The organism is Sphingomonas sinipercae, from assembly GCF_011302055.1.
Classification (GTDB): Bacteria; Pseudomonadota; Alphaproteobacteria; order Sphingomonadales; family Sphingomonadaceae; genus Sphingomicrobium; species Sphingomicrobium sinipercae.
In genome coordinates, this window is the sequence record NZ_CP049871.1 from 1,946,346 (window position 1) to 1,966,970 (window position 20,625).

The 20,625-nt window shown below is 64.8% G+C and carries 25 protein-coding genes; 9 read left to right on the plus strand and 16 right to left on the minus strand.

Annotated features, from left to right (window positions below; genetic code table 11):
- The first annotated feature begins 4 nt into the window (after positions 1-4).
- From G7078_RS10070 to G7078_RS10080, 3 genes are all read left to right on the plus strand, one after another.
- Positions 5-199: a (2Fe-2S)-binding protein gene (locus tag G7078_RS10070; protein ID WP_166095651.1), complete on the plus strand. Its 195-nt coding sequence runs from the start codon at positions 5-7 to the stop codon at positions 197-199.
- A 99-nt stretch (positions 200-298) separates the two neighbouring features.
- The gene (gene bfr / locus G7078_RS10075; protein ID WP_166095654.1) at positions 299-778 is read left to right on the plus strand and encodes a bacterioferritin; all 480 of its coding nucleotides are present in this window, start codon (positions 299-301) and stop codon (positions 776-778) included.
- Positions 779-802: 24 nt separating this feature from the next.
- Complete coding sequence (locus G7078_RS10080; RefSeq protein ID WP_166095655.1) at positions 803-2,023, plus strand: DUF418 domain-containing protein; 1,221 nt, start codon at positions 803-805, stop codon at positions 2,021-2,023.
- On the opposite strand, the gene G7078_RS10085 is transcribed toward G7078_RS10080, so the two are convergent.
- The 6 genes from G7078_RS10085 to G7078_RS10110 form a co-directional block, all read right to left on the minus strand.
- On the minus strand, positions 2,020-2,451 hold the full coding sequence (locus G7078_RS10085) for an Hpt domain-containing protein (protein WP_246166363.1): 432 nt from the start codon (positions 2,449-2,451) through the stop codon (positions 2,020-2,022). The genes G7078_RS10080 and G7078_RS10085 overlap by 4 nt on opposite strands.
- Before the next feature lie 80 nt (positions 2,452-2,531).
- Positions 2,532-3,932: a ribosome biogenesis GTPase Der gene (gene der / locus G7078_RS10090; protein ID WP_166095657.1), complete on the minus strand. Its 1,401-nt coding sequence runs from the start codon at positions 3,930-3,932 to the stop codon at positions 2,532-2,534.
- Between the two features lie 37 nt (positions 3,933-3,969).
- On the minus strand, positions 3,970-5,301 hold the full coding sequence (locus tag G7078_RS10095; RefSeq protein WP_246166364.1) for an outer membrane protein assembly factor BamB family protein: 1,332 nt from the start codon (positions 5,299-5,301) through the stop codon (positions 3,970-3,972).
- Positions 5,302-5,310: 9 nt separating this feature from the next.
- Positions 5,311-6,006: a tetratricopeptide repeat protein gene (locus G7078_RS10100; RefSeq protein WP_166095659.1), complete on the minus strand. Its 696-nt coding sequence runs from the start codon at positions 6,004-6,006 to the stop codon at positions 5,311-5,313.
- Positions 6,007-6,118: 112 nt separating this feature from the next.
- Complete coding sequence (gene panB / locus G7078_RS10105) at positions 6,119-6,991, minus strand: 3-methyl-2-oxobutanoate hydroxymethyltransferase (RefSeq protein ID WP_166095661.1); 873 nt, start codon at positions 6,989-6,991, stop codon at positions 6,119-6,121.
- A 32-nt stretch (positions 6,992-7,023) separates the two neighbouring features.
- A complete protein-coding gene (locus G7078_RS10110; RefSeq protein ID WP_166095664.1) occupies positions 7,024-7,350 on the minus strand; it encodes a hypothetical protein in 327 nt (108 codons plus the stop codon).
- 248 nt (positions 7,351-7,598) lie between these two features.
- Here G7078_RS10110 and G7078_RS10115 point away from each other — a divergent pair, with 248 nt between their 5' ends.
- The 3 genes from G7078_RS10115 to G7078_RS10125 are packed head-to-tail and all read left to right on the plus strand — an operon-like array spanning position 7,599 to position 10,181.
- The gene (locus G7078_RS10115) at positions 7,599-9,143 is read left to right on the plus strand and encodes a PAS domain-containing sensor histidine kinase (protein ID WP_166095666.1); all 1,545 of its coding nucleotides are present in this window, start codon (positions 7,599-7,601) and stop codon (positions 9,141-9,143) included.
- Positions 9,144-9,186: 43 nt separating this feature from the next.
- Complete coding sequence (gene queE / locus G7078_RS10120) at positions 9,187-9,819, plus strand: 7-carboxy-7-deazaguanine synthase (RefSeq protein ID WP_166095669.1); 633 nt, start codon at positions 9,187-9,189, stop codon at positions 9,817-9,819.
- Entirely contained in the window at positions 9,819-10,181 is a 363-nt protein-coding gene (locus tag G7078_RS10125; protein WP_166095672.1) for a 6-pyruvoyl trahydropterin synthase family protein, read from the plus strand. The genes queE and G7078_RS10125 overlap by 1 nt, the downstream gene beginning before the upstream one ends.
- On the opposite strand, the gene G7078_RS10130 is transcribed toward G7078_RS10125, so the two are convergent.
- The 3 genes from G7078_RS10130 to guaA all read right to left on the minus strand — a co-directional run bounded on the left by G7078_RS10130 (position 10,178) and on the right by guaA (position 13,854).
- On the minus strand, positions 10,178-10,708 hold the full coding sequence (locus G7078_RS10130; protein WP_166095674.1) for a L,D-transpeptidase family protein: 531 nt from the start codon (positions 10,706-10,708) through the stop codon (positions 10,178-10,180). The two genes, G7078_RS10125 and G7078_RS10130, sit on opposite strands and share 4 nt — an antisense overlap.
- Before the next feature lie 130 nt (positions 10,709-10,838).
- Positions 10,839-12,197, minus strand: a complete 1,359-nt coding sequence (locus G7078_RS10135; protein ID WP_166095676.1) for an HD-GYP domain-containing protein — start codon at positions 12,195-12,197, stop codon at positions 10,839-10,841.
- Positions 12,198-12,294: 97 nt separating this feature from the next.
- Complete coding sequence (gene guaA / locus G7078_RS10140) at positions 12,295-13,854, minus strand: glutamine-hydrolyzing GMP synthase (protein WP_166095680.1); 1,560 nt, start codon at positions 13,852-13,854, stop codon at positions 12,295-12,297.
- Between the two features lie 176 nt (positions 13,855-14,030).
- On the opposite strand from guaA, the gene G7078_RS10145 reads away from it, so the two are divergent.
- A complete protein-coding gene (locus G7078_RS10145; RefSeq protein WP_166095683.1) occupies positions 14,031-14,870 on the plus strand; it encodes an outer membrane protein in 840 nt (279 codons plus the stop codon).
- Positions 14,871-14,933: 63 nt separating this feature from the next.
- Here the strand turns inward: G7078_RS10145 and G7078_RS10150 are convergent, their stop codons facing one another.
- The 3 genes from G7078_RS10150 to rplQ form a co-directional block, all read right to left on the minus strand.
- Complete coding sequence (locus G7078_RS10150; RefSeq protein WP_166095687.1) at positions 14,934-15,431, minus strand: hypothetical protein; 498 nt, start codon at positions 15,429-15,431, stop codon at positions 14,934-14,936.
- 178 nt (positions 15,432-15,609) lie between these two features.
- Positions 15,610-16,137 carry a hypothetical protein gene (locus tag G7078_RS10155; protein ID WP_166095689.1) on the minus strand — a complete coding sequence of 176 codons (528 nt, stop codon included), beginning with the start codon at positions 16,135-16,137 and terminating at the stop codon, positions 15,610-15,612.
- Between the two features lie 174 nt (positions 16,138-16,311).
- On the minus strand, positions 16,312-16,731 hold the full coding sequence (rplQ, locus tag G7078_RS10160; RefSeq protein ID WP_166095691.1) for a 50S ribosomal protein L17: 420 nt from the start codon (positions 16,729-16,731) through the stop codon (positions 16,312-16,314).
- A gap of 223 nt (positions 16,732-16,954) precedes the next feature.
- On the opposite strand from rplQ, the gene G7078_RS10165 reads away from it, so the two are divergent.
- Entirely contained in the window at positions 16,955-17,122 is a 168-nt protein-coding gene (locus G7078_RS10165; protein WP_166095694.1) for a hypothetical protein, read from the plus strand.
- Positions 17,123-17,135: 13 nt separating this feature from the next.
- Here G7078_RS10165 and G7078_RS10170 read toward each other — a convergent pair whose 3' ends face one another.
- On the minus strand, positions 17,136-17,690 hold the full coding sequence (locus G7078_RS10170) for a GreA/GreB family elongation factor (protein WP_343037792.1): 555 nt from the start codon (positions 17,688-17,690) through the stop codon (positions 17,136-17,138).
- On the opposite strand from G7078_RS10170, the gene G7078_RS10175 reads away from it, so the two are divergent.
- Positions 17,683-18,165 carry a tRNA (cytidine(34)-2'-O)-methyltransferase gene (locus G7078_RS10175; RefSeq protein WP_166095696.1) on the plus strand — a complete coding sequence of 161 codons (483 nt, stop codon included), beginning with the start codon at positions 17,683-17,685 and terminating at the stop codon, positions 18,163-18,165. The genes G7078_RS10170 and G7078_RS10175 overlap by 8 nt on opposite strands.
- 2 nt (positions 18,166-18,167) lie before the next feature.
- On the opposite strand, the gene G7078_RS10180 is transcribed toward G7078_RS10175, so the two are convergent.
- The 3 genes from G7078_RS10180 to G7078_RS10190 all read right to left on the minus strand — a co-directional run bounded on the left by G7078_RS10180 (position 18,168) and on the right by G7078_RS10190 (position 20,559).
- Positions 18,168-18,722, minus strand: a complete 555-nt coding sequence (locus tag G7078_RS10180) for a hypothetical protein (RefSeq protein WP_166095698.1) — start codon at positions 18,720-18,722, stop codon at positions 18,168-18,170.
- A 148-nt stretch (positions 18,723-18,870) separates the two neighbouring features.
- Positions 18,871-19,287: a VOC family protein gene (locus tag G7078_RS10185; RefSeq protein ID WP_166095701.1), complete on the minus strand. Its 417-nt coding sequence runs from the start codon at positions 19,285-19,287 to the stop codon at positions 18,871-18,873.
- A 201-nt stretch (positions 19,288-19,488) separates the two neighbouring features.
- Positions 19,489-20,559, minus strand: a complete 1,071-nt coding sequence (locus G7078_RS10190; protein ID WP_166095703.1) for a DNA-directed RNA polymerase subunit alpha — start codon at positions 20,557-20,559, stop codon at positions 19,489-19,491.
- Between the last annotated feature and the right edge of the window lie 66 nt (positions 20,560-20,625).

Sequence of the window (20,625 nt, forward strand, 5' to 3'; positions counted from 1 at the left end):
AATCATGATCGTCTGTATCTGCAATGCCATTGCCGAAGACGAAGTGCGCGCCGCCGCCCGGGCCGGTGCGCCCTGCCCGAAGAGCGCCTATGCGCATCTCGGCTGCGAAGCCCAATGCGGCACCTGCCTCTGCTACGCGCAGGAGATCATCGACGAAGAACGGACACAGCTGTTGAGGGTCGACGCAGTCGCCGCTTAAGCTGTTTGCGAGTGCTTATCACTCGCAGGTTTTTCGCAGTTTTCCGCTATTCCCTTCGCCTCTCACCACGCCTACAGCAGCGGTGAAGAGGAGGCCGCGATGCAAGGCGACCAACGGGTTATCGAACTGCTCAACGAAGCGCTCAAGAACGAACTGACCGCGATCAACCAATATTGGCTGCACTATCGGATGCTCGACAATTGGGGCGTCAAGAAGCTCGCCGCATATGAGCGGGAAGAGTCGATCGACGAGATGAAGCACGCCGACCGGATCGCCGAACGAATCCTGTTCCTGGATGCGCTTCCCAATTTCCAGGCGCTCGGCCGCTTACGCATCGGGCAGAATGTCGAAGAAGTTCTCCGCGCCGACATGGAGGCGGAGATGGAGGGCGCGAAGCTTTACCGCGACCTGGTTGCCCATGCCGAAACGGTGCGCGATTACGTCACCCGCGATCTCGCCCGCGAAATCCTCGCCGATGAGGAAGGGCACATCGATTTCCTGGAAACCCAGTTCGAAATGATCGAGCGGATGGGCCTGCCCAATTATATCCAGCTTCAGTCGGAGCAGGCGAACGCGTAAGCCGCGGGCCGAAATGGGGGCCACATGACCGCGCGCGCGAACGATCGCATCGTCACCCTCGACGTCATCCGCGGAGTGGCGGTGATGGGCATCTTCTCGGTCAACGTCGTCGCCTTCGCGATGATCGAAGCTGCCTACTTCAACCCGCCGGTCTACGGCTTTGACGGGCTTGCCGACCGCATCATGTGGTTCGCCAATTTCGTGCTTGTCGACGGCAAGATGCGCAGCCTGTTCTCGATGCTGTTCGGAGCATCGCTGCTGCTGGTCGCCGAACGTGCCGACCGCTCCGGCCAGTCCGCGGCCTCGGTGCATTACCGGCGGATGGCGGTGCTGCTGCTGTTCGGCCTCGCCCATTTCTATTTTGTCTGGTTCGGCGACATCCTGACGACCTACGCGATCGTCGGCATGCTCGCCTTCGCCTTCTGGCGGGCTCCGGCGGCGAATCTCGCTCTCCTGGCGTTGATTACCTACGTCGCCGCCTTCGTCATCTCGGTCGGAGAGGCGACCGGATTCGCGGCGCATGTCGCTTCCGCGCAGGCATCGGGCGACCCAAGCGCGATCGGCTATTACGGCCCCACCGCGCAGGCCATCCAGAACGACCTTACGGTGCATTCCAGCTACGGCGCCTTCGTTGCCGATACGACCGGGCGCAGGCTGTGGAATCCGGTCGACATTGTCGAAACACTGTTCCCGGAAACGCTGGCGCTGATGCTGCTTGGAATGGCGGGCTATCGGTCCGGATTCCTGACCGGCGCCTGGTCGATGCGAACCTACAAGCGGATCGCCGCGATCGGCCTCACGCTCGGGATCATCGCCGGCATGGGCCTTGCCGCATGGGTATGGATCGGCGGCTTCAGGCTGCCTTGGACCGTCACCGCCCTGGAAACCTGGTCGATGCCGCTGCATCCGCTGATGGCGCTGAGCTATGCGGCGCTGATCGTGTGGCTCGCCAGCAACCGCGGCCGGGTCGCAATGCGTTTCGCGGCCGTGGGACGCGCCGCCTTCACCAATTACCTCGGCACCAGCTTGGTCGCCGCAGCAATCTTCAACGGGTGGGGCCTTGGCCTTTACGGACAGCTTTCGCGCGCCGAGGCCTGGTTGCTGGTGCCGATCTTCTGGGCAGCGATGCTGGCCTGGTCGAAGCCGTGGCTCGACCGCTTCAGTTACGGACCGTTCGAGTGGCTTTGGCGCAGCCTGTCGCGCGGACGGCCACAGCCGATGCGAAAGCCAGCCCTTGCCGTCTAGATCCGGCCGAAATCCTGGTTGCCGACTTTGCGCCCGAACCCGTTCGGCCGGACCCGCGATTGCAGCGGGTTGGTCGCCTTGTCGAACAGGTCGATGGTCTGTTCGAACAAGTGGCGGAGCTCGACCACGTCCTTCACCAATTCATCCGGGAAAGCGCGCGTTTCGATGCAGAAGCGGGCTGTGCTTTCGATCAGCTCGGCGATCTTGGCCAGCGGCTCGGCGCCAAGCTGGCGGGCTTCGCCTTTGAGCGTATGTGCGGGAAGGACGAGCGCGGCGGTGTTCTGCTCACGCATTGCGTCCTCGATCTGCGCGATCGACTTGACCCCGTCCTCGCGGAAATAGCCAAGGATCCGGATGAAGCCCGGTCCAAGCTCCGACCGGCTGCGTTCGAAATGCACCCAATCGACGATATCCTGCGCGCCGGTCACTAAGCTCTCCTCGTGGCCCGGGCGGATGCCCGGACGTGGTCCCACGGAATTTGCCTACGCCCCAAAGCGTAAACTTTGGCTTAGCGTCCGCTGCCGCGCCGCGCGTGATCCTGGTTGCGCTGGCCTTCGTAGGGGTTCTTCGACGCCCGCATCGTCAGCCGCAACGGGATCGGGCCGAGGTTAAGGTCGCGGCGCATCGAATTGAGCAGGTAACGGCGATAGCTTTCGGGCAGCATGTCGACCCGGGTGCCGAAGACCACGAACGCGGGTGGCCGGCTTTTGACCTGCGTGATGTAGCGCAGCTTGATCCTCTTGCCGCTTGGCGCGGGCGGGGGATTGTTCTCGACCGCGGCTTCGAACCAGCGATTGAGTTCGCCGGTACCGACGCGCCGCGACCATTGCTCGCGAAGCTCGAAGGCCGCGCCAAGCAACTGGTCGATGCCCTTGCCGGTCTTGGCGGAGACGGTCATCACCACGACGCCCTTGAGCTGGGACAGTCCCTCCTCAAGCGCCGCCTTGATTCCATTGAACAGGGACGATGCGTTTTCGGCCACGTCCCATTTATTGATGGCGATGATCAGCGAGCGGCCTTCCTCGATCACCAGCTCGGCAATCCGCAAATCCTGCGCTTCCAGGCCCCGCGTCGCATCCAGCAGCAATACGACCAGTTCGGCATGCTCCATCGCCCGCCGCGCATCGGCGCCGGACAGCCGCTCGAGCTTGTCGATGACCTTGGCGCGCTTGCGCAGTCCGGCGGTGTCGACCAGCCGAATCGCGTGCTTGGTGCCCTCCTGGTCCTGCCACTCCCAATCGAGGGAGATGGAATCGCGCGTGATTCCGGCTTCCGGACCGGTAATCATCCGTTCTTCGCCGACCATTCGGTTGACCAAGGTCGACTTGCCGGCGTTCGGGCGCCCCATGATCGCGATCTTGAGCGGCCCGCCCTCGTCGTCGCCGAAGCCCGGCTCCTCGTCCTCTACCTCGCGCTCGACGAACGGGCGCAGCGCTTCGAACAGATCGACGACGCCTTCGCCATGTTCGGCGCTGATCGCGACAGGCTCGCCGAAGCCGATCGAATAAGCCTCCATCAGGCCGGCTGAGGCGGCTCCGCTTTCGGCCTTGTTTCCGACCAGCACGACCGGCGTGTCTTCCGCGCGGAGCCAGCGGGCGATTTCCTCGTCCATCGGGGTAACGCCTTCGCGCGCATCGAACAGGAACATGGCGACGTCGGCGGCGCGGACCGCGGCTTCGGTTTGCTGGCGCATCCGGCCGGGTAGGCTGGCAACTTCCTCATCCTCGTACCCGGCGGTGTCGATGACCTTGAATTCCAGGCCCAGCAGCTTGGCATCGCCCTCGCGCCGGTCGCGAGTCACACCGGGGCGGTCGTCGACCAACGCGACGCGCTTGCCGACCAGGCGGTTGAACAGCGTCGATTTGCCGACATTGGGACGGCCGACGATGGCGACGGTGGGTTGCGGCATCGCGCCTCTCTAGGCCAACGCGCTGCCGCGTCCACCCTTAGCGGAGCGCGTGCAGACGCCCCGTGTCGTCGAGAATGTACAGCGTGCCGCCCGCAACGACCGGCGAAAGGCTGATCGACGACTTCAATGCGCTCTGGCCAAGCAAGGCGCCATTGGTCGGATCGAGGAAGATGATCCCGCCGGTCGATCCTGCCAGGATCAGGCGTCCGCCAGCCAGGATCGGGCCGACATAGCTGACCAGGCCGCGCTTCGATTTGGCCCGACGAAACTCCGGCAGCTGGGTGATCCAGCGAATCTTGCCGTTGTTGCGGGCGATCGCCATCACCCGCGCATCGTCGGTCACCACGAACACCCAGTCGCCCGCGACCCAGGGGGTCGAAAGACCGGCAAGGTTAAGCTCCCACATCCGCTGGCCGGTGGTGAATTCCAGCGCCACCATGCGCCCGCCCTGGCCGATGGCGATGACCTGGCCGCGGTCGATGACCGGGTCGGCGTCGACGTCGGACAAGGACGACACGCTTGTCCGGATGCTGGTCCGGGCGAGCGCGTCCTGCCAGACGACCCGGCCGTTCTCATACCGGTAAGCATTGAGCTCGCCCGACGAAAAGCCGCCGACGATCGTGCCCTGCGCGTAGGCCGGGGACGCGGTCCCGAACACGCCGGCAACTTCAAGTGAGGCAGCCGCGGACCAGTTGGTCGCGCCGTCTTCCACCTTGAGCGAATAGAGCTGGTTGTCCTGGCTCATCACATAAACGGAGCCGTTGGCGACCGTCGGCGATCCGCGCAGCGGTCCGCCGGGACGAACCTGCCAGGCGATGCGGCCACTGTTGGCGTCGAAGGCGGCGACGAAGCCGAGCCCGTTGGTCGCGTAAACCCGGCCATTGTCGAAAGCGATGCCGCCACCGAACAGCGACGTGCTGTTGCCCTTTTCCGTACCGAACTGGCCGCGCCAGACCAGTCCGCCCGTCTTTGCATCGAATGCACTGACGACCGCGGTCGTATCGATGGTGTACACGCGGCCAGCAGCGATGATCGGCGAAGCCGCGAGGCGGGCGGTCAGGCTGGTGCCGCGCCCGATCGAAACCGACCAGGCCTCGCTGAGTGCGGCGGGCAATGCGACATGACCCATCGCCTTGGCCGAATTGCCGCCCGACTGGGTCCATTCGGCGTTCGCCACCGGTTCCGGCAGCGCCATCGGCAATGCCGCGGTCGCCGGATCGACGCTGACGTCCAGTTCGGTCGCCAGGACCGCCACCCGCTGGCCGAGCACCGGCGTCGTCGGCGTCTTCTTCTTCAGCACGCTGCAGCCGCTTGCGGCGAGCGCGGCCGCGAGAATGACGGCAAGCTTCATCTGTTTCGAATACATCATCGTTCCTGCTTAATTGGCGGCTGCCAACGCCGCGCTGGCGTCGACGCCCAATGTGCCTGCGATTTGCGATGCCCGGCTGCGCGCGCTTGCCGGCGCCTGGCTGTCGCCGACGATCGCCGCGAACAGCTTGCCTGCCTGCGCCTTGCGCCCCTGCTTGAGGTAAGCGAGGGCAGTCATCTCGCCAGCGCTCGCGAACCACGGCTCGCCCGGCTTGCTCAAAGGCTCCAGCCGAGCGACCACCTCTTCGGGCTTAATGGTGTCGAATTCGATGGCCGTCGCGCGCACCAGGGCCAGGTCGCGATAGGGCTGGGGAACGTCGGCGTCGGTAACCGCGCGATATTTGGCCAGCGCCGTCGCTCGATCGTTGCCTTCGAGCGCGATGGCGGCCTCGGTCAGCAAGGTGAGTGCGCGGATGACGTCGCTGTGCGAATCTTCCAGCGCCTGCAACCGTGCCTTGGCCGGCACGGCCTTTCCGGCGCCGATGTCGGTGTAAATCGCCGCCAGTTCTTCGGACTGCGCTTCGGTCTGCTTTTGCTTATGCTCCTGCCAATACAGGTACCCGCCGGTCACGGCGAGGAGCAGCACGGCCGCGGCGATCAGCCACTTGCCGTAGCGCTGGGCAAAATCGCGGGCCTGGTCGCGGCGGAGATTTTCATCGACCTCGCGAAGGAATGCTTCGTTCGGTGCGTCGGGGGTTTGGACCAACTACGTGCCTCAAGGATCGGATAAATGCCGGTGCCGGTCGCCCCCTTTCCCCAAGCGCGGATGAACGGAAGCTGGCGGCAGAGCGTCTAGCCGCTCCGCACGGAAACGCCAACTACCCGGACTTGGGGCGATAGGTTTGGTCGGCGGTCGGGAAAGCGCGGGTGCGAACCTCCTCGGCATAGGTTGCCGCAGCCTCGCCGATCCGGGTCGCGAGGTCGTCGTAGCGCTTCACGAAACGGGGCGTCCGTTCGAACAGGCCGAGCATGTCTTCGGTCACCAGCACCTGGCCATCGCATTGCGCGGAGGCGCCGATGCCGATGACCGGCGGCTCGACGGATTTCGTGACCTTGGTCGCAATGTCTTCAAGCACGCCTTCGACCACGATGGTGAAGGCCCCTGCCCGAGCTACGGCGCTGGCGTCGCTGACGATCTTCGCGGCTTCCGCCTGGTTGCGGCCCCGAGCGCCATAGCCGCCGAGCAAGTTGACCGCCTGCGGGGTCAAGCCAACGTGGCCGATCACCGGGATTCCGCGCTCGGTAAGGAAGCGGACAGTCGGCGCCATCGCCTCGCCGCCTTCCAGCTTCACCGCCGCGCAGCCGGTTTCCTTCATCACCCGCGACGCGCTTTCGAACGCCTGCTCGGGCGACGCCTCATAGCTTCCGAACGGCATGTCGACGGCGACCAGCGCGTGCCAGCTGCCCCGCACCACCGCCGCGCCGTGCGCGCACATCATGTCGAGGGTCACCGGGATGGTGGACGGCAAGCCGTAAATCACCTGCCCCAGGCTGTCGCCGACCAGCAGCATGTCGCAATGCGGGTCGAGCAGTTGCGCTTGCCGCATGGTGTAAGCGGTGAGCATCACGATCGGTCGCTCGGTCTGCCCGTCGACCTTGCGGCCCCGGATTCCCGGCACGGTCATGCGCTTGCCGGGCACCGGCGACGGCGTTGCCCGGCTGGTGCTGGTATCGATCGTGAACGTGGACATGCCTGCGCTTTAGCGGCGCGGCGCGCTTCCCGCTAGCGAAGCCAGCCGCGCAGCCGCGAATGGCGCGCGAACCAGAAGATGGTCCAGGTGATTGCGAAGATCCCGATCGCCATGGCGATGTCGTTGGTGCTCGCCAGATCCCGCATCGCGGGCGTCACCGCGTAGGGCAGGAAGGTGAAAATCACCGCGATGACCGACACCAGCAGCAATGGCTCGGCCAGTTTTCGGCGCAGGAGCAGCATGATCGTTCCGGCCAGGCCCACCCACACGGCAATCGCATAGGCCGCAACAGCCCAGATCGGCATCGCGTCGACCATCGCTTTCTGGTCCAGCGGCAAAGTGGCCGGATCGGCCGTCACTTGCATCAGATAGCGGCGCACCCGACCGCCATGAACAGGACGGAAGCGATTGCCGCCGCCCAATACCAGCTGGCCAGCGGACGCGGCGAAAACGTGCCTTCGGTCATGTCGTGTCTCCCCCCAGAGCAATTTCGACATAGCGCGAACCCGCGCTTGGTGGAACCGACACCGACGAAAAAGACTTGAACCCTCGCGCTGCAAAACTACTGCTTTAGTCGGGGTGGGCTCGGCGACGCGAAATCGGCGCCATGGCTTGGGACTCGGACCAATTGTCGGATTTGAGCAGCATTTCGACTGAGCAGCGCTTGCAGCTGCTCGTCAACGCCGTCACCGATTATGCGATCTACCTGCTTGATGTCGACGGACATGTCGCGAGCTGGAACCCGGGCGCCGAGCGTTTCAAGGGTTATCGGGCCGAGGAGATCATCGGCCAGCACTTTTCACGATTTTACACCGAGGAAGACCGCGGCTGGGGCGAGCCGCGCATCGCGCTGGAAACGGCGCTGAACGAAGGCAAGTATGAGCGCGAGGCGCGGCGGGTCCGCAAGGACGGCACCTTGTTCTGGGCACATGTCGTTATCGACCCGATCTTCGATTCCACGGGCAAGCACATCGGCTTCGCCAAGATCACCCGGGACATCACCGAGCGCAAGGAAGCGCAGCAGCGGCTCGAAGAGACGCAGGCCGCGCTTGCGCAATCGCAAAAGCTGCAGGCGCTCGGCGAACTGACCGGCGGAATCGCCCATGACTTCAACAATCTGATGACGGTGATCAGCGGATCGTCGGATTTCCTGCTGCGCAAGCCCGACCTGCCCGTGCAAAAGCGCAAGCAATATCTCCAGGCGATCGCCGAAACCGCGGAACGCGCGAGCACGCTCACCAACCACCTGCTGGCATTCGGCCGCCGCCAGGCGCTGAAACCGCAGGTGATGGACCTTAATGCCCGGCTCGATGCGGTGGCGGAAATGCTGTCGCGCACGATCGGCTCGAAGTTCAAGCTGGTGCTCGAGCTGAACGCGGTGCCGGCCGTCATCGAAGTGGACCCGACGCAACTCGAAACCGCCATCCTCAACGCGGCGCTGAACGCCCGCGATGCGCTCGGCGAGGGCGGCACCGTCACCATCGGCACCGCGAATGTGGAGGAAAATGGCGCGCGCTTCGTCCGCCTGTCGATCAGCGACGAGGGCGAAGGCATGCCGCCGGAGGTCGTTTCGCGCGCCTTCGAGCCGTTCTTCACCACCAAGGACGTCGGCAAGGGGACCGGGCTTGGACTATCGCAAATCCATGGTTTCGCAGCGCAGGCCGGGGGACGTGCGGAGATCGCCTCTCAGCCGCAAACGGGTACCACCGTCTCACTGCTGATCCCGGCCAGCGAAAAGCCGCTCGACGCGCCCAACGAACAGGCCCCGCTTGCCTCGCTTCCCAAGGGGGTGCGGGTGCTTCTGGTCGAAGACAATGAGCGAGTGCGTGAATTTGCGCAGGGCCTGCTCGAGGACTTGGGTTGCAAGGTGTCCGCGGCCGCCAGCGCGACCGAGGCGTTGCGGCTGCTCGACACCGATGGTGCGGACGTCGTCCTGTCCGACGTGGTCATGCCGGGGATGACCGGCCTCGCCCTCGCCCGCAAGCTGCGCGAGACTCACCCCGACCTGCCCGTCCTTCTCGCCACCGGCTACAGCGACGAGATCCGCAAGACCGGGTCGGAGTTCGCGGTCCTCGCCAAGCCGTTCGCCGTCGCTGACCTGAGCGAGGCACTGGCGACCACTCTGGCGGGCAATCGCAACCGCGCCGCGTGACTTTCGCGCCCAGTTGAGCCAAGGCGCCGCGCGCGAGCAAAGCGTGGCCTACTCAGTCAAAGAAATCTTCAAGACGCTCCAGGGCGAAGGACGGCACGCGGGCCGCCCGGCGGTATTCTGCCGCTTTTCCGGCTGCAACCTGTGGTCTGGGCGCGAACAGGACCGGGCCAGCGCGGCCTGCACCTTTTGCGATACCGATTTCGTCGGCACCGATGGCGACAATGGCGGCAAATTCGCCGACGCGGCGGCCCTTGCGGATGCCGTTGCAAGGATCTGGGGGGAGGCACGCGACCGGCGCTTCGTGGTGCTGACCGGCGGGGAACCGCTGCTGCAGGTCAACCCCGCGCTGATCGATGCGTTGCACGTGCGCGGGTTTGAAATCGCGATGGAGAGCAACGGCACGCTCGGCGCGCTTCCCGGCATCGACTGGCTGTGCATCAGCCCCAAGGCCGGAGCGCCGCTGATGCAGCGCAGCGGCGACGAGCTCAAGCTGGTCTACCCCCAACCCGCACTTCCGCCCGAAAGCGTCGCCGATCTTCCTTTCCGCGAATATTGGCTGCAGCCGATGGACGGCCCCGATCGCGCCGCGAACACCGCCGCAGCGGTGGACTATTGCCTTGCCAATCCGCAATGGCGCCTGAGCCTGCAAACCCACAAACTAATCGGGATTCCGTGATGCACGAGCTGTGCAAAATCTTCCGCTTCGATGCGGCCCACACGCTTCGGCGGGAGGTCGATGCCGAGCCGAGCCGACGGATTCACGGCCATTCCTACCGCGCCGAGGTAGCGGTGCGCGGAACCCCGGATCCAGCGAGCGGGATGCTGATCGACCTTGGACTGCTCGACCGTGCCCTGGCGACGCTGCACGACCGGCTCGACCACCATTTCCTCGATGAGGTCGCCGACCTCGGCCCAGCGACGCTGGAAAATCTGGCGCGGTGGATTTGGGACCGGCTCGCCCCCGATTTCCCCGGCCTCGCCCGGGTGACCGTGCTGCGCGACAGCAGCGGCGACAGCTGCAGCTACTTCGGGGCCTAGCCCTCGATGATCACCTTGGTGCCGATCTTCGTCATTCCATAGAGCTGCTGCGCGAACTTCAGCGGCAGCCTGACGCAGCCGTGACTGGCGGGATATCCGGGCAGCTTGCCGGCGTGGAAGGCGAGCCCTTTTTCATCGTACATCTGCATGTAAGGCATCGGCGCATTGTCATATTTGCGGCTGAAGCCCTTCACCTTCTTGGTCCGCACCGCCCACAGGCCAAGCTGGGTTTCCTTGCCCTTCTTCCCGCTGGAGATGGTGGACACGCCGACCAGCCGATCCTGGCGATAAACGTAGAAGAGCTGGGAAAGCAGGTCGATGACGACCTTGGTCTCGCCGGTCTTGGGCAGGTCCGCCACCCATTTATATTCGCCCGGCTTGAGCGTGAGCGGGCCGAACTTGGCGGCCGCAGCCTTATAGGCTTCGGGCGCGCTACCCTGGCTCCAGCGGTACGGAGACTTCTCCGCGACCGGCGTCAGCGGCGCCTGGGGGACCTTGGGCGCTGGCGTCGTGGCGCAACTCGCCAACAGTGCCGCCGCAACCGCAATATTCGCTGATCTGATCGTCCGCCCCACTGCCCGCTCCCGCCGGTTCCGGCCACTGCTCAGCGCAGCCGGGCGCGACCGTCAATCCGGTAACGTCATGGTAAACAGCGGTTTAATTGGAAACGGGGGCGATCGCGCGCAACGCTTCAAAGCATTCGGGGTCGACTGCCTTGCCAACCTCGCCCTCAATGATGGCCAGCGCCTTGGCCACCGGCATTGCGCCTCGGTACGGACGTTCCGCGGTCAGCGCGTCGAAGAAATCGCAGGCGGTGATGATCCGCGTGTCGCGGGCGATCTGCACACCTTCCAGTCCCAGCGGGTAGCCGGTTCCGTCGAGACGCTCGTGGTGGGCGGCGGCGATGTCGGCGATGTCGGACAGCGCGCCGATGCGGCCGAGGATTTCACGCGTGTGCGAAGCATGTTCGCGCATCCGGTCCCACTCCGACCCAGTCAGCGCCGCCGGCTTGTCGAGGATGGCGTTGGACACGCCCAGCTTGCCGATGTCGTGCAGCAGGGCGGCCCGGCGAAGCGTCCGACGACGCTCGGCCGGAACGCCGGTCGCGGCGGCGATGCGATCGGCCAGATCGCCGACCCGCTGCGAATGTCCGGCGGTGAACGGGCTTTTGGCGTCGATCACCTGCCCAAAGGCTTCCGCGATGCGATCGAGGAAGTCGTCGTCGACCGGCCGCGCCTCCTCGTGGGGCGCGAAGGGAACGAGATAGACCTCGATCAGCGGCGACCGAAGGGTCGTCCAGAAGTCCGGACCGGCCGCCAGCCGTTCGACAGCGGTGACCAGTTCCGGGTCCAGCCACGACCCGGAACGGCGGCGAACCTCGTCAATGGCCGCCTGCGGGCCCGCATGCGAATGGAAGACGTCGATGACCTGCGCCAGCAACGCGATGCGCGCGAACAAGGGGACCGATTGTCCTTCCAGCCCGTGCGGCTTGCCCGACCCGTCCCAATGTTCGTCGAGCGAATAGATGCCGCCACAGGTGGCCTCCGAGAAGCCGAGCGAGGCGGCGATATCGGCGCCGCGGGTGCAGCGCGACAGGATCATCTCGCGCGCCAGCCGCGGCCCGTCGCGAAGGATCCGCCCGACCTTGGCCGTGCGCTCGCGCCAAGGCGCGTTCACCGCGGTGCGCGAAAGAACGAAGCGGATGCTCGCCGCAAGGCTCGTCCCAACCGTCTTGTAACCGCGCTTGAAGGCAAGGTCGTCGGCTTCATAAAGCTCGCAGATCCGTGCCGCGTTGCTGCTGCAGCCGAGGTCCTTGAGCAGCAGCGCGTAATAAAGGTCGGTGCGGTCGGCCGGCGAAAGGCCGAGCGCGCGGCCGACCTGGCTGCCGATCCAGCAGCAGCGGACGCTGTGCCCGGCCGGTTGGCCCTCGGTCAGGTCGAGCGCGTAGCTGAACGCAGCAACCAGCTCCGATAAGCGGACCTTTTCGACCGCGCCTTGCAGTGGCTGGTGGTACAACGGAACGGCCTTTGCTGATGGTGCGTCGCGCACTCAGCTTAATCCGGGTCCGGTTAGCTCAACGTTTCCGTTGCTGGTTAACGGGCAGGCGTCCGGCTCATTCCCATTCGATCGTGCCGGGCGGCTTTGACGTATAGTCGTACACCACGCGGTTGATGCCCTGCACTTCGTTGACGATGCGGGTGGCGACCCGGCTGAGGAAGGCGGCGTCGAACGGATAGACGTCGGCGGTCATGCCATCGACGCTGGTCACGGCCCGCAAGCCGCAGACGCTGTCGTAGGTGCGGTAATCGCCCATCACGCCAACCGTGCGCACCGGCAGAAGCACCGCGAACGCCTGCCAGATCGCGTCGTACAGCCCGGCAGCACGGATTTCCTTGAGGTAGATGGTGTCCGCCTTGCGCAGGATGTCGCAACGTTCCTTAGTCACTTCGCCGGGAATGCGGATGGCGAGGCCCGGCCCCGGGAACGGGTGCCGGCCAACGAACGCTTCGGGCAGGCCAAGCTCGCGGCCAAGCTCGCGCACCTCGTCCTTGAACAGTTCGCGCAGCGGCTCGACCAGCTTCATGTTCATCCGCTCGGGCAGGCCGCCGACGTTGTGGTGGCTTTTGATCGTCACGCTTGGCCCGCCTGTGAAGCTGACGCTTTCGATGACGTCGGGATACAGAGTGCCTTGCGCCAGGAAGTCGGCGCCGCCGACCTTGCGCGCTTCCTCCTCGAACACGTCGATGAAGGTCTTGCCGATGAACTTGCGCTTGGCCTCCGGGTCGGTGAGGCCTTCGAGGCCGGAGAGGAACATGTGCTCTGCGTCCACGTGGACGAGCGGGATGTTGTAGCTGTTGCGGAACAGCGAGACGACTTGTTCGGCCTCGTTCGCGCGCATCAGGCCGTGATCGACGAAGACGCAGGTCAGTTGCTCACCGATCGCTTCGTGGATCAGCACCGCGGCAACGGCGCTGTCGACGCCGCCCGAAAGCCCGCAGATCACCCTGCCGGATCCTACCTGCTGGCGGATTTCGGCGATCTTGGCGTCCCGGAACGCGCCCATCGTCCAGTCGCCTGAGCAGCCGCAAATGTGCCGCGCGAAATTGGCCAGCAGCTTGCCGCCGTCCGGCGTGTGCACCACCTCCGGGTGGAACATCATCGAATAGCGTTTCTGGCCCTCGTTGGTGGCGATCGCATAGGGTGCGCCTTCCGAACTCGCGACCACCTCGAAGCCAGGGGCAAGCGTCTCGACGCGGTCGCCGTGGCTCATCCACACCTGATGCTTTTCGCCAACTTGCCACAGCCCGTCGAACAGGGCCGACGGGGCGACGATATCAATGAAGGCGCGCCCGAACTCGCGCTGGTCGGAGCTGACCACGCTCCCGCCAAGCTGCTGGTGCAAGGTTTGTTGCCCGTAACAGATGCCCAGGAGCGGCAGGCCGCTGTCGAAGATTGCCTGCGGCGCGCGCGGGCTGTCCTTCGACATCACCGAGGAAGGGCCGCCGGAAAAGATCACGCCCCTGGGCCGAATCCTTTCGAACGCTTCCTCCGAAGCGTTGAACGGGGCGATCTCGCAATAGACGCCGGCCTCCCGGACGCGCCGGGCGATCAGCTGGGTCACCTGGCTGCCGAAGTCGACGATGAGGATGGAGTCTGCAGGCTGGATCGTCATGCGAGGCGGATAGCCCAATGTCGTTGCGTGTAAAGGTGAGTTGGATAGCTCCCCAGCGCGCACGATTGGCGCTCACTGTGTCCCAGCCGCATCAGTGGCGACTAAAAGTCATGGAGACAGTTGTTAAGACCGGTCGAAGCTTGAATAATACGGCACCTGCTATCTGGGGGTTTTACATGTACAAGTATCTGCTTGCGGCCACTGCGCTCGCACTCGTGTCTTCGCCGGCCGCGGCCCGCGATGGCATGCCCTATTTCGGTATCGAAGGCGGCGCGATCTTCGGCGGTAACATCAAGTCCGATCTCGTCGCCGACGTCGAAGGCCAGACCTTCACGCTCAACGACGCCTTCACCATCGATCTCGATCCGGCCTATGACGTCGACGTCATCGCCGGCATGGATTTCGGCATGGTTCGCGGCGAAGTTGAACTGAGCCACAAGAAATTGAAGGTTCAGGACGTCTCGTTCAGCGACGCGTTCTTCGAAATCGACCCTGAAGATGCCGAGGACCTCGACCTTGAAGGTGCTCAGCTCGAGCTTCAGGAGGCCAATGGCCGAGTCAATTCGATCATGGTCAACGGCCTGATCGACGCCCTCAACCGCGGCGGCAACAGCCTGTTCGTCGGCGGCGGCGTTGGCTACTCGAACGTCAAGTTCGGCGGCGAAAAGGACAATGCCTTCTCGTGGCAGCTGCTCGCGGGCATGCGTGCCGCGGTCAGCAGCAATCTTGACGTTGGCGTTAAGTATCGCTTCTTCAACGCCGAGGACCTGCGCTTCGGCGACGTCGATGAAGACGGCCTGGCGGTTAACAGCAACCTGCGCAGCCACAGCATCCTGCTGAGCTTCATCTACAACTTCGGCGCAGCTCCGCTGCCCGTCGTCCCGGTTGCTCCGGTGGTCGTCGATACGACTCCGCCGCCGCCCGCCACGCAGACCTGCCCGGACGGCAGCGTCATCCTGGCGACCGCGATGTGCCCGCCTCCGCCGCCGGCGGTTGTTCCGGGCGAGCGCGGCTAAGCCTCGCATCGCTAGAGAAATTGAGACGGGGGCGTTCGCGCTCCCGTCTTTTTTTGTGCCCGGCTAACGCCGCGCCAGCGCCGAGTTCACTGCCGCCAGCGGCCTGGCCAGCGCATCGCGCGCCACCGCTCCAAGCGAGAGGGCGACACAGGCGGCGCCCAATGCGATTGTTGCGAACTGCATCGCACGGCCGCGATGCCCGCTCGACTCCGCCGCGAATGAGCTTCGCGAGGCTCGCCGGCGTTCACGCGGAAGCACGTGGGCCGGCGCGGACTCAGCCGGCAGCGCGCTTCGATCCGGCTCGTTGATAAGCGAATAGATCGGGATCGTGCCCTGAGTCCGGACCCCGAAGCGCCGATCGCTGCGCCATACGACTTGACCGATCACCACATGCACGCCGCGACAGATTTCGACATAGTCGCCCCGTTGCGGCGGCCGAGCGGCCTGCAAGCCCAGCCCGCGCGAAGCGACGTTGACGATACACGCGTCGTGCCACGCGCCGCCGACGCGCATGCGCGCCCGGACCAGCACCCTGCGGCGTTCTTCCCGCGGCTTGAGCAAACCGCTTCCTCCCCCAGTGCAGCGACGCTTCGGGAAGGATGACAAGGTTCAGCTAGCCGGGACTTACCTGCCGGTCCGATTCGGATCGTTTCTCCGTGGGCGGCAAGAACCTTGGATGCCCCAACGAAAAGCGCCGGAGCTCTCGCCCCGGCGCTTCCCTTTTCGTTTCGGCCGTCGCTTAGCGGCGGTTGATGTCGATGTCGCGAACGTAGCCGCGATAATCGATGTCGCATTTGAACGACAGGTCGGCCTGAGCCTGGGCGCCCTGATACGGATTGTACCCATAGCCCTGGTTGTAGCCGTAACCCATGTTCATGCCGCTGCTGGCAAGGCCGCGGACTCGGGTCGTCGTGTTCGAACGGCGCTCAACCCGGGTGATGCCGACGATGCGGGCATTGCCATAGGCGTTGTTGTAGCCGTTATAGCCGTACTGATTGTACCCGTAGCCGTTGCCGTAACTGGCATTGTAACGCTGGCCCAGCTGCTGCTGGACCGCCGCGGTGCAACGCTGCACCAGGGCCTGCGAGTTGTTGCCATAACCGTACTGCTGCCCGCCGTAAGGGTTGAGCACCTGCTGCAGCACCTGGCCAAGCACGTTGCCGCCACCATAGGGGCTTGGGTAATATTGCGCAGAGGCTGGCGCCGCTGCGACCGTCATCGCGGCAACAGCAGCCGCACCGGTCAAAAGTTTCGTCACAGCCTTCATGGCATGTCTCCTTCCAACTGACTCCAATTGTTCGATAAAACGAACGGAGCGTGCGGAAGGTTTAGACGATTCGCAGTGCATTCGTGCTGAACGGGTCAGTTTGCCCCCGTTCAGCAACGATTGGCCGCACGCTCAGCGCGGTCCCTGCGATTTCAGACGCCGGAAACGGCGAAGTTAGGCGGCTTCGAACTCGTCTTCAGCAACCACCGGGCCGCTGTCCTGCCCCTTGGCGGAAACGTCGCGATCGACGAACTCGATGATCGCGATCGGCGCCGCGTCGGAGGCGCGGATGCCGGCCTTGATGATGCGGATGTAGCCGCCGTCGCGCACCGCGTAACGCGGGGCGATGACGTCGAACAGCTTCTTCAACTGCGTGTCGTCCATCAGGCGCGACTGGGCGAGCCGGCGATTCGACAGGCCGCCGCGCTTCGCCAGGGTCACCAGCTTCTCGACGTAGGGGCGAAGTTCCTTCGCCTTGGCGGTCGTGGTGGTGATCTGCTCGTGCTTGATCAGCGCCGCCGCCATGTTGCGGAACAGGGCTGCACGGTGGCTGGAAGTGCGCTGAAGCTTACGATGGCCAACACGATGGCGCATGATCATTCTCCGTTCGTCGGGGAGCCGTTTGAGGTACTCCCGGCCACGCGGCACTTGAGGGCGGCCGCGCGATGCCCCTAAACAAAACAGCGGACCCAAAGGCCCGCCGGACGGCTGCCCCTGAAGCGGAGAAGCGCCGGAAAGTCAAGGCAAGCTTCCTCAACACGTGGGCAGGAACCATTGTCGCGCCTTGCGGATTCGTACCTCCGAAAGGAGCTATGCGATGCCGCGTGAACTGATCGATACCGGAAACGACAAGCGTTACGTCCGCCGCGACGAAGAGGGCCAGTTCAAGCAATCCGACGACGTCGGCCTTAGCCATGCCGCCGACCAGCGCCACGACGCCAAGAACAAGGCCAAGAAGGGCGAAGGCGACCGCGGCGACCGCTAGGTCGGCGAATGCCTTAAGGCGCTTCGACCGCGACGACGCGTGCCGGGCCTGAATTGCCTGGCAACGCCACCTCGTCGTCAACCTCGGCGCCGATCAGCGCTCTGGCGAGGGGCGAGGCGAAGCCGATCAGCCCTGCCGCCGGTTCCGCTTCGTCGTGGCCGACGATCGTCAGCGTGCGCACCGCGCCGTGCTGCTCAATGCTCACCCGCGCCCCAAAGGCCACTGTGTCACCGGTCGGGGCATGGGCGACCTGCGCGCTGGCGAGACGCTTGCGCCAGTACCGAAGCTCACGCTGAAGCGCCCCGCGCGTTTCCTCTCCCGCCGCCGCGACCGCAGCCTCCAGCTCCTGGGTCTTGGCGGCGAGCAAGTCGTAGCCCCGCTGGGTCACCAGGTTCGGTCCCGGCGGCACCGGCAACTCGAACTTGGGCTCCAGATGCTCCTCGTCGCTGTCGCGGCGAAAGGCGACGCTCATCGCTTGATTTTCCTCATCGGCGGCGGCTTTAGCACAAACGGGCGCGACCGGCTTGCGCACCTTGGCCGCCGCGTCCACGAATCCGTTAATGCGCATCGCCCTGTATCAGCCGGAGATTGCCGGGAACGTCGGTGCTGTCCTGCGGCTCGGCGCATGTCTTGGCACGGCGGTCGACCTGATCGAACCGCTCGGTTTCGCGTGGGACGACCGGCGCGTGCGGCGTACCGCAATGGACTATATCGATCACGTCAGCGTCGCCCGCCATCCCGACTTCACGGCCTTTCGCACAGCCGTCGGATCGAGCCGCCTGGTCCTGTTCACGACCAAGAGCCGCGATTCAGCGTACGATTTCAGCTTCCGCCCCGACGACGTCCTGCTGTTCGGCAAGGAAAGCGCCGGCGTCCCAGCGATGGTCGCCGAGGCCTGCGACGCCCGCCTGTGCCTACCGCTGCGCCCTGAGGTACGCTCGATGAACCTGGCGACCGCGGCGGCCATCGCAGTAAGCGAAGCGCTTCGGCAGACCGGAGGGTTACCTGTCGACCGGGCTACGTCCGGAACGGTGCGGCCTTAGCCTCAAGGCCGCCAGGACACCGACTTGAACAGCCGGTCCGCAGACCACCTTTTGTCGTTTTCAAAGTGGCGGACGGAGACCGACAGCCATTTGTTGCCGCCGAACATGTCGCGCGACCGTTCGATCTGCGAACCGTCCGAGCCGAACGTGCTGATCCGCCGGGTCGTTTCAATGCCGCGCATCCCCGCGATCGGCATTTCCGATGGCTTTAGTGGCCGTCTGCCGATCAATTCGAACGATGCGGCCGCGTCCGAATTATCGGCACTGAGCTCCTTCATCTTGGCGTCGATATCGTACGGCTGGTCGGCGATCACCGCCTGGACGAAGTAATAGGCTTTGAACGTCGGCCAGTTGTCGCCCGGCACCTGTTCGCGAACGGTGGAGGTGAGCTGGATCACGCGCCCCTTGGCGATGTCCGTCCACTTGTCGAACCGTTCGATCTCGCCCGGCAGCTCCGCCGCCAGGTTGGTCGGCGCGGTGTAACGCTCATAGCGCGCCTGTGCCGAGGCCACCGACGCGACTAGCGCCAGACCACCGATGAAAAACGCAGCTTTCATGATCCCCCATCGCCGAACCTCGCCAGGGCTAACGCAGCTTTCGGGATAAGCAAGGGTCGGGCGCGGACCGGGAGCGTTCGCCGGGACTAGCGAAATGCTCGTGCGGCAGCGTCCTGAACATTGCCGGACGCCCACCATCACTCACCTTCTACTGGTTGAGAGTGGAATGGCTGGTTGCGACGGCGACATCGTTTCCGTCGGGGTCGCGAAGATGGAATATATAGTGGCCGAATAGGCTCCGCGGTGGGATTGGCGTCGGATCCAGCCCGACACCGATCGCGGCATCCCTGCAGGCTTCCAGCTCGTCACGCGTGCGTCCTGAGATCATCAGGTCGATTGTCTGTGTGGCGGACTTTGGGGCTGCCGTGCGGCCTTTCGCGCCCACCTTCCGCCGCATCAGCAACAGGTGCGTCCCTCCACGAAGTTCCAGGATCGCCAACTCCGCGCTCGTCTGGCAGGGATGGAGGCCGAGTTTGCTGTAAAAGCGAGCGCTTTCCTCGACGTCTCGAACGGCGAGAACAACGTGGCCGATCGCAATGTCCAGCTTGTTGGCCGGCGGCTCCATGGCCCAATTGTAGCATGGATCGACGGCCCGCGCTCTCGCCCCGTTGCCCTAACCGGCTTGCACCGGATCCCGAATGACTGGGAAAGGCGACAAGCCTGGCCGCTCTCCAGCGATGCAAAAAGGGCCGCCCCGTTTCCGGAGCGACCCTTTGTTTTTGCAGCTGTCACGAGAGCGAAGTCCCGTAGCGGCGATCGGTTCGGCTTAGCCGAGCATTTCCTGCTCGAGCTTCTTCGCCATCTCTTCGATGTTCTCGGGCGGCCATCCGGGGATATCCATGCCGAGGCGAAGGCCCATGCTGGCGAGCACTTCCTTGATCTCGTTCAACGACTTGCGGCCGAAGTTCGGGGTGCGGAGCATTTCCGCTTCCGTCTTCTGCACCAGGTCGCCGATGTAGATGATGTTGTCGTTCTTCAGGCAGTTGGCGCTGCGCACCGACAGTTCCAGCTCGTCGACCTTCTTGAGGAGGTAGCGGTTGAGCTGGTTGGTGTCGGTCGGCGTGTCCGCGGCCATCGGCACTGCGGTGCCGATCATCGACGGCGCAGCGGTGCGAACCTGGCTGTCGTCGAAGTGGACGAACAGCTGCAGCTGGTCCTGGAGGATCCGCGCGGCGTAGCCGAGCGCGTCTTCCGGGCTCACCGTGCCGTCGGTCTCGATGGTCAGTGTCAGCTTGTCATAGTCCAGTTCCTGGCCGACGCGGGTGTTTTCCACCTTGTAGGCGACCTGGCGGACCGGGCTGTACAGCGCGTCGACCGGGATCAGGCCGATCGGCGCGTCGGCCGGGCGGTTGGCGGCGGCGGCGACATAGCCCTTACCGATGTCGGCGGTCAGCTCCATGTTGAGCGTCGCGCCCTCGTCGAGGTGGCAGATGACGAGGTCGGGGTTGGTGACTTCGATGTCGCCGCTGGTCGAGATCATGCCGGCGGTGACTTCGGTCGGGCCGGTCGCCGAAAGCTGCAGCCGCTTGGGGCCTTCGCCTTCCATGCGCAGCGCGATCTGCTTCACGTTCAGGACGATGTCGGTGACGTCCTCACGAACGCCGGTGAGGGACGAGAATTCGTGGAGCACGCCTTCGATCTTGATCGAGGTGACGGCGGCGCCCTGGAGCGAGCTCAACAGCACGCGGCGCAGCGAGTTGCCGAGCGTCATGCCAAAGCCGCGCTCGAGCGGTTCGGCGACGAACACGCCGCGGCGGCGGGCATCGCCGCCGGCCTGCTTGCGCTCCAGCGCGTTCGGCTTCTTGAGTTCCTGCCAGTTCTTCGCGTTGACGGCCATTTTTCTTCCTTGGCAGCGGCTTTGGCGGCGTCCCGCTCAAAACCTTGATGAAACTTAATTCCTCAT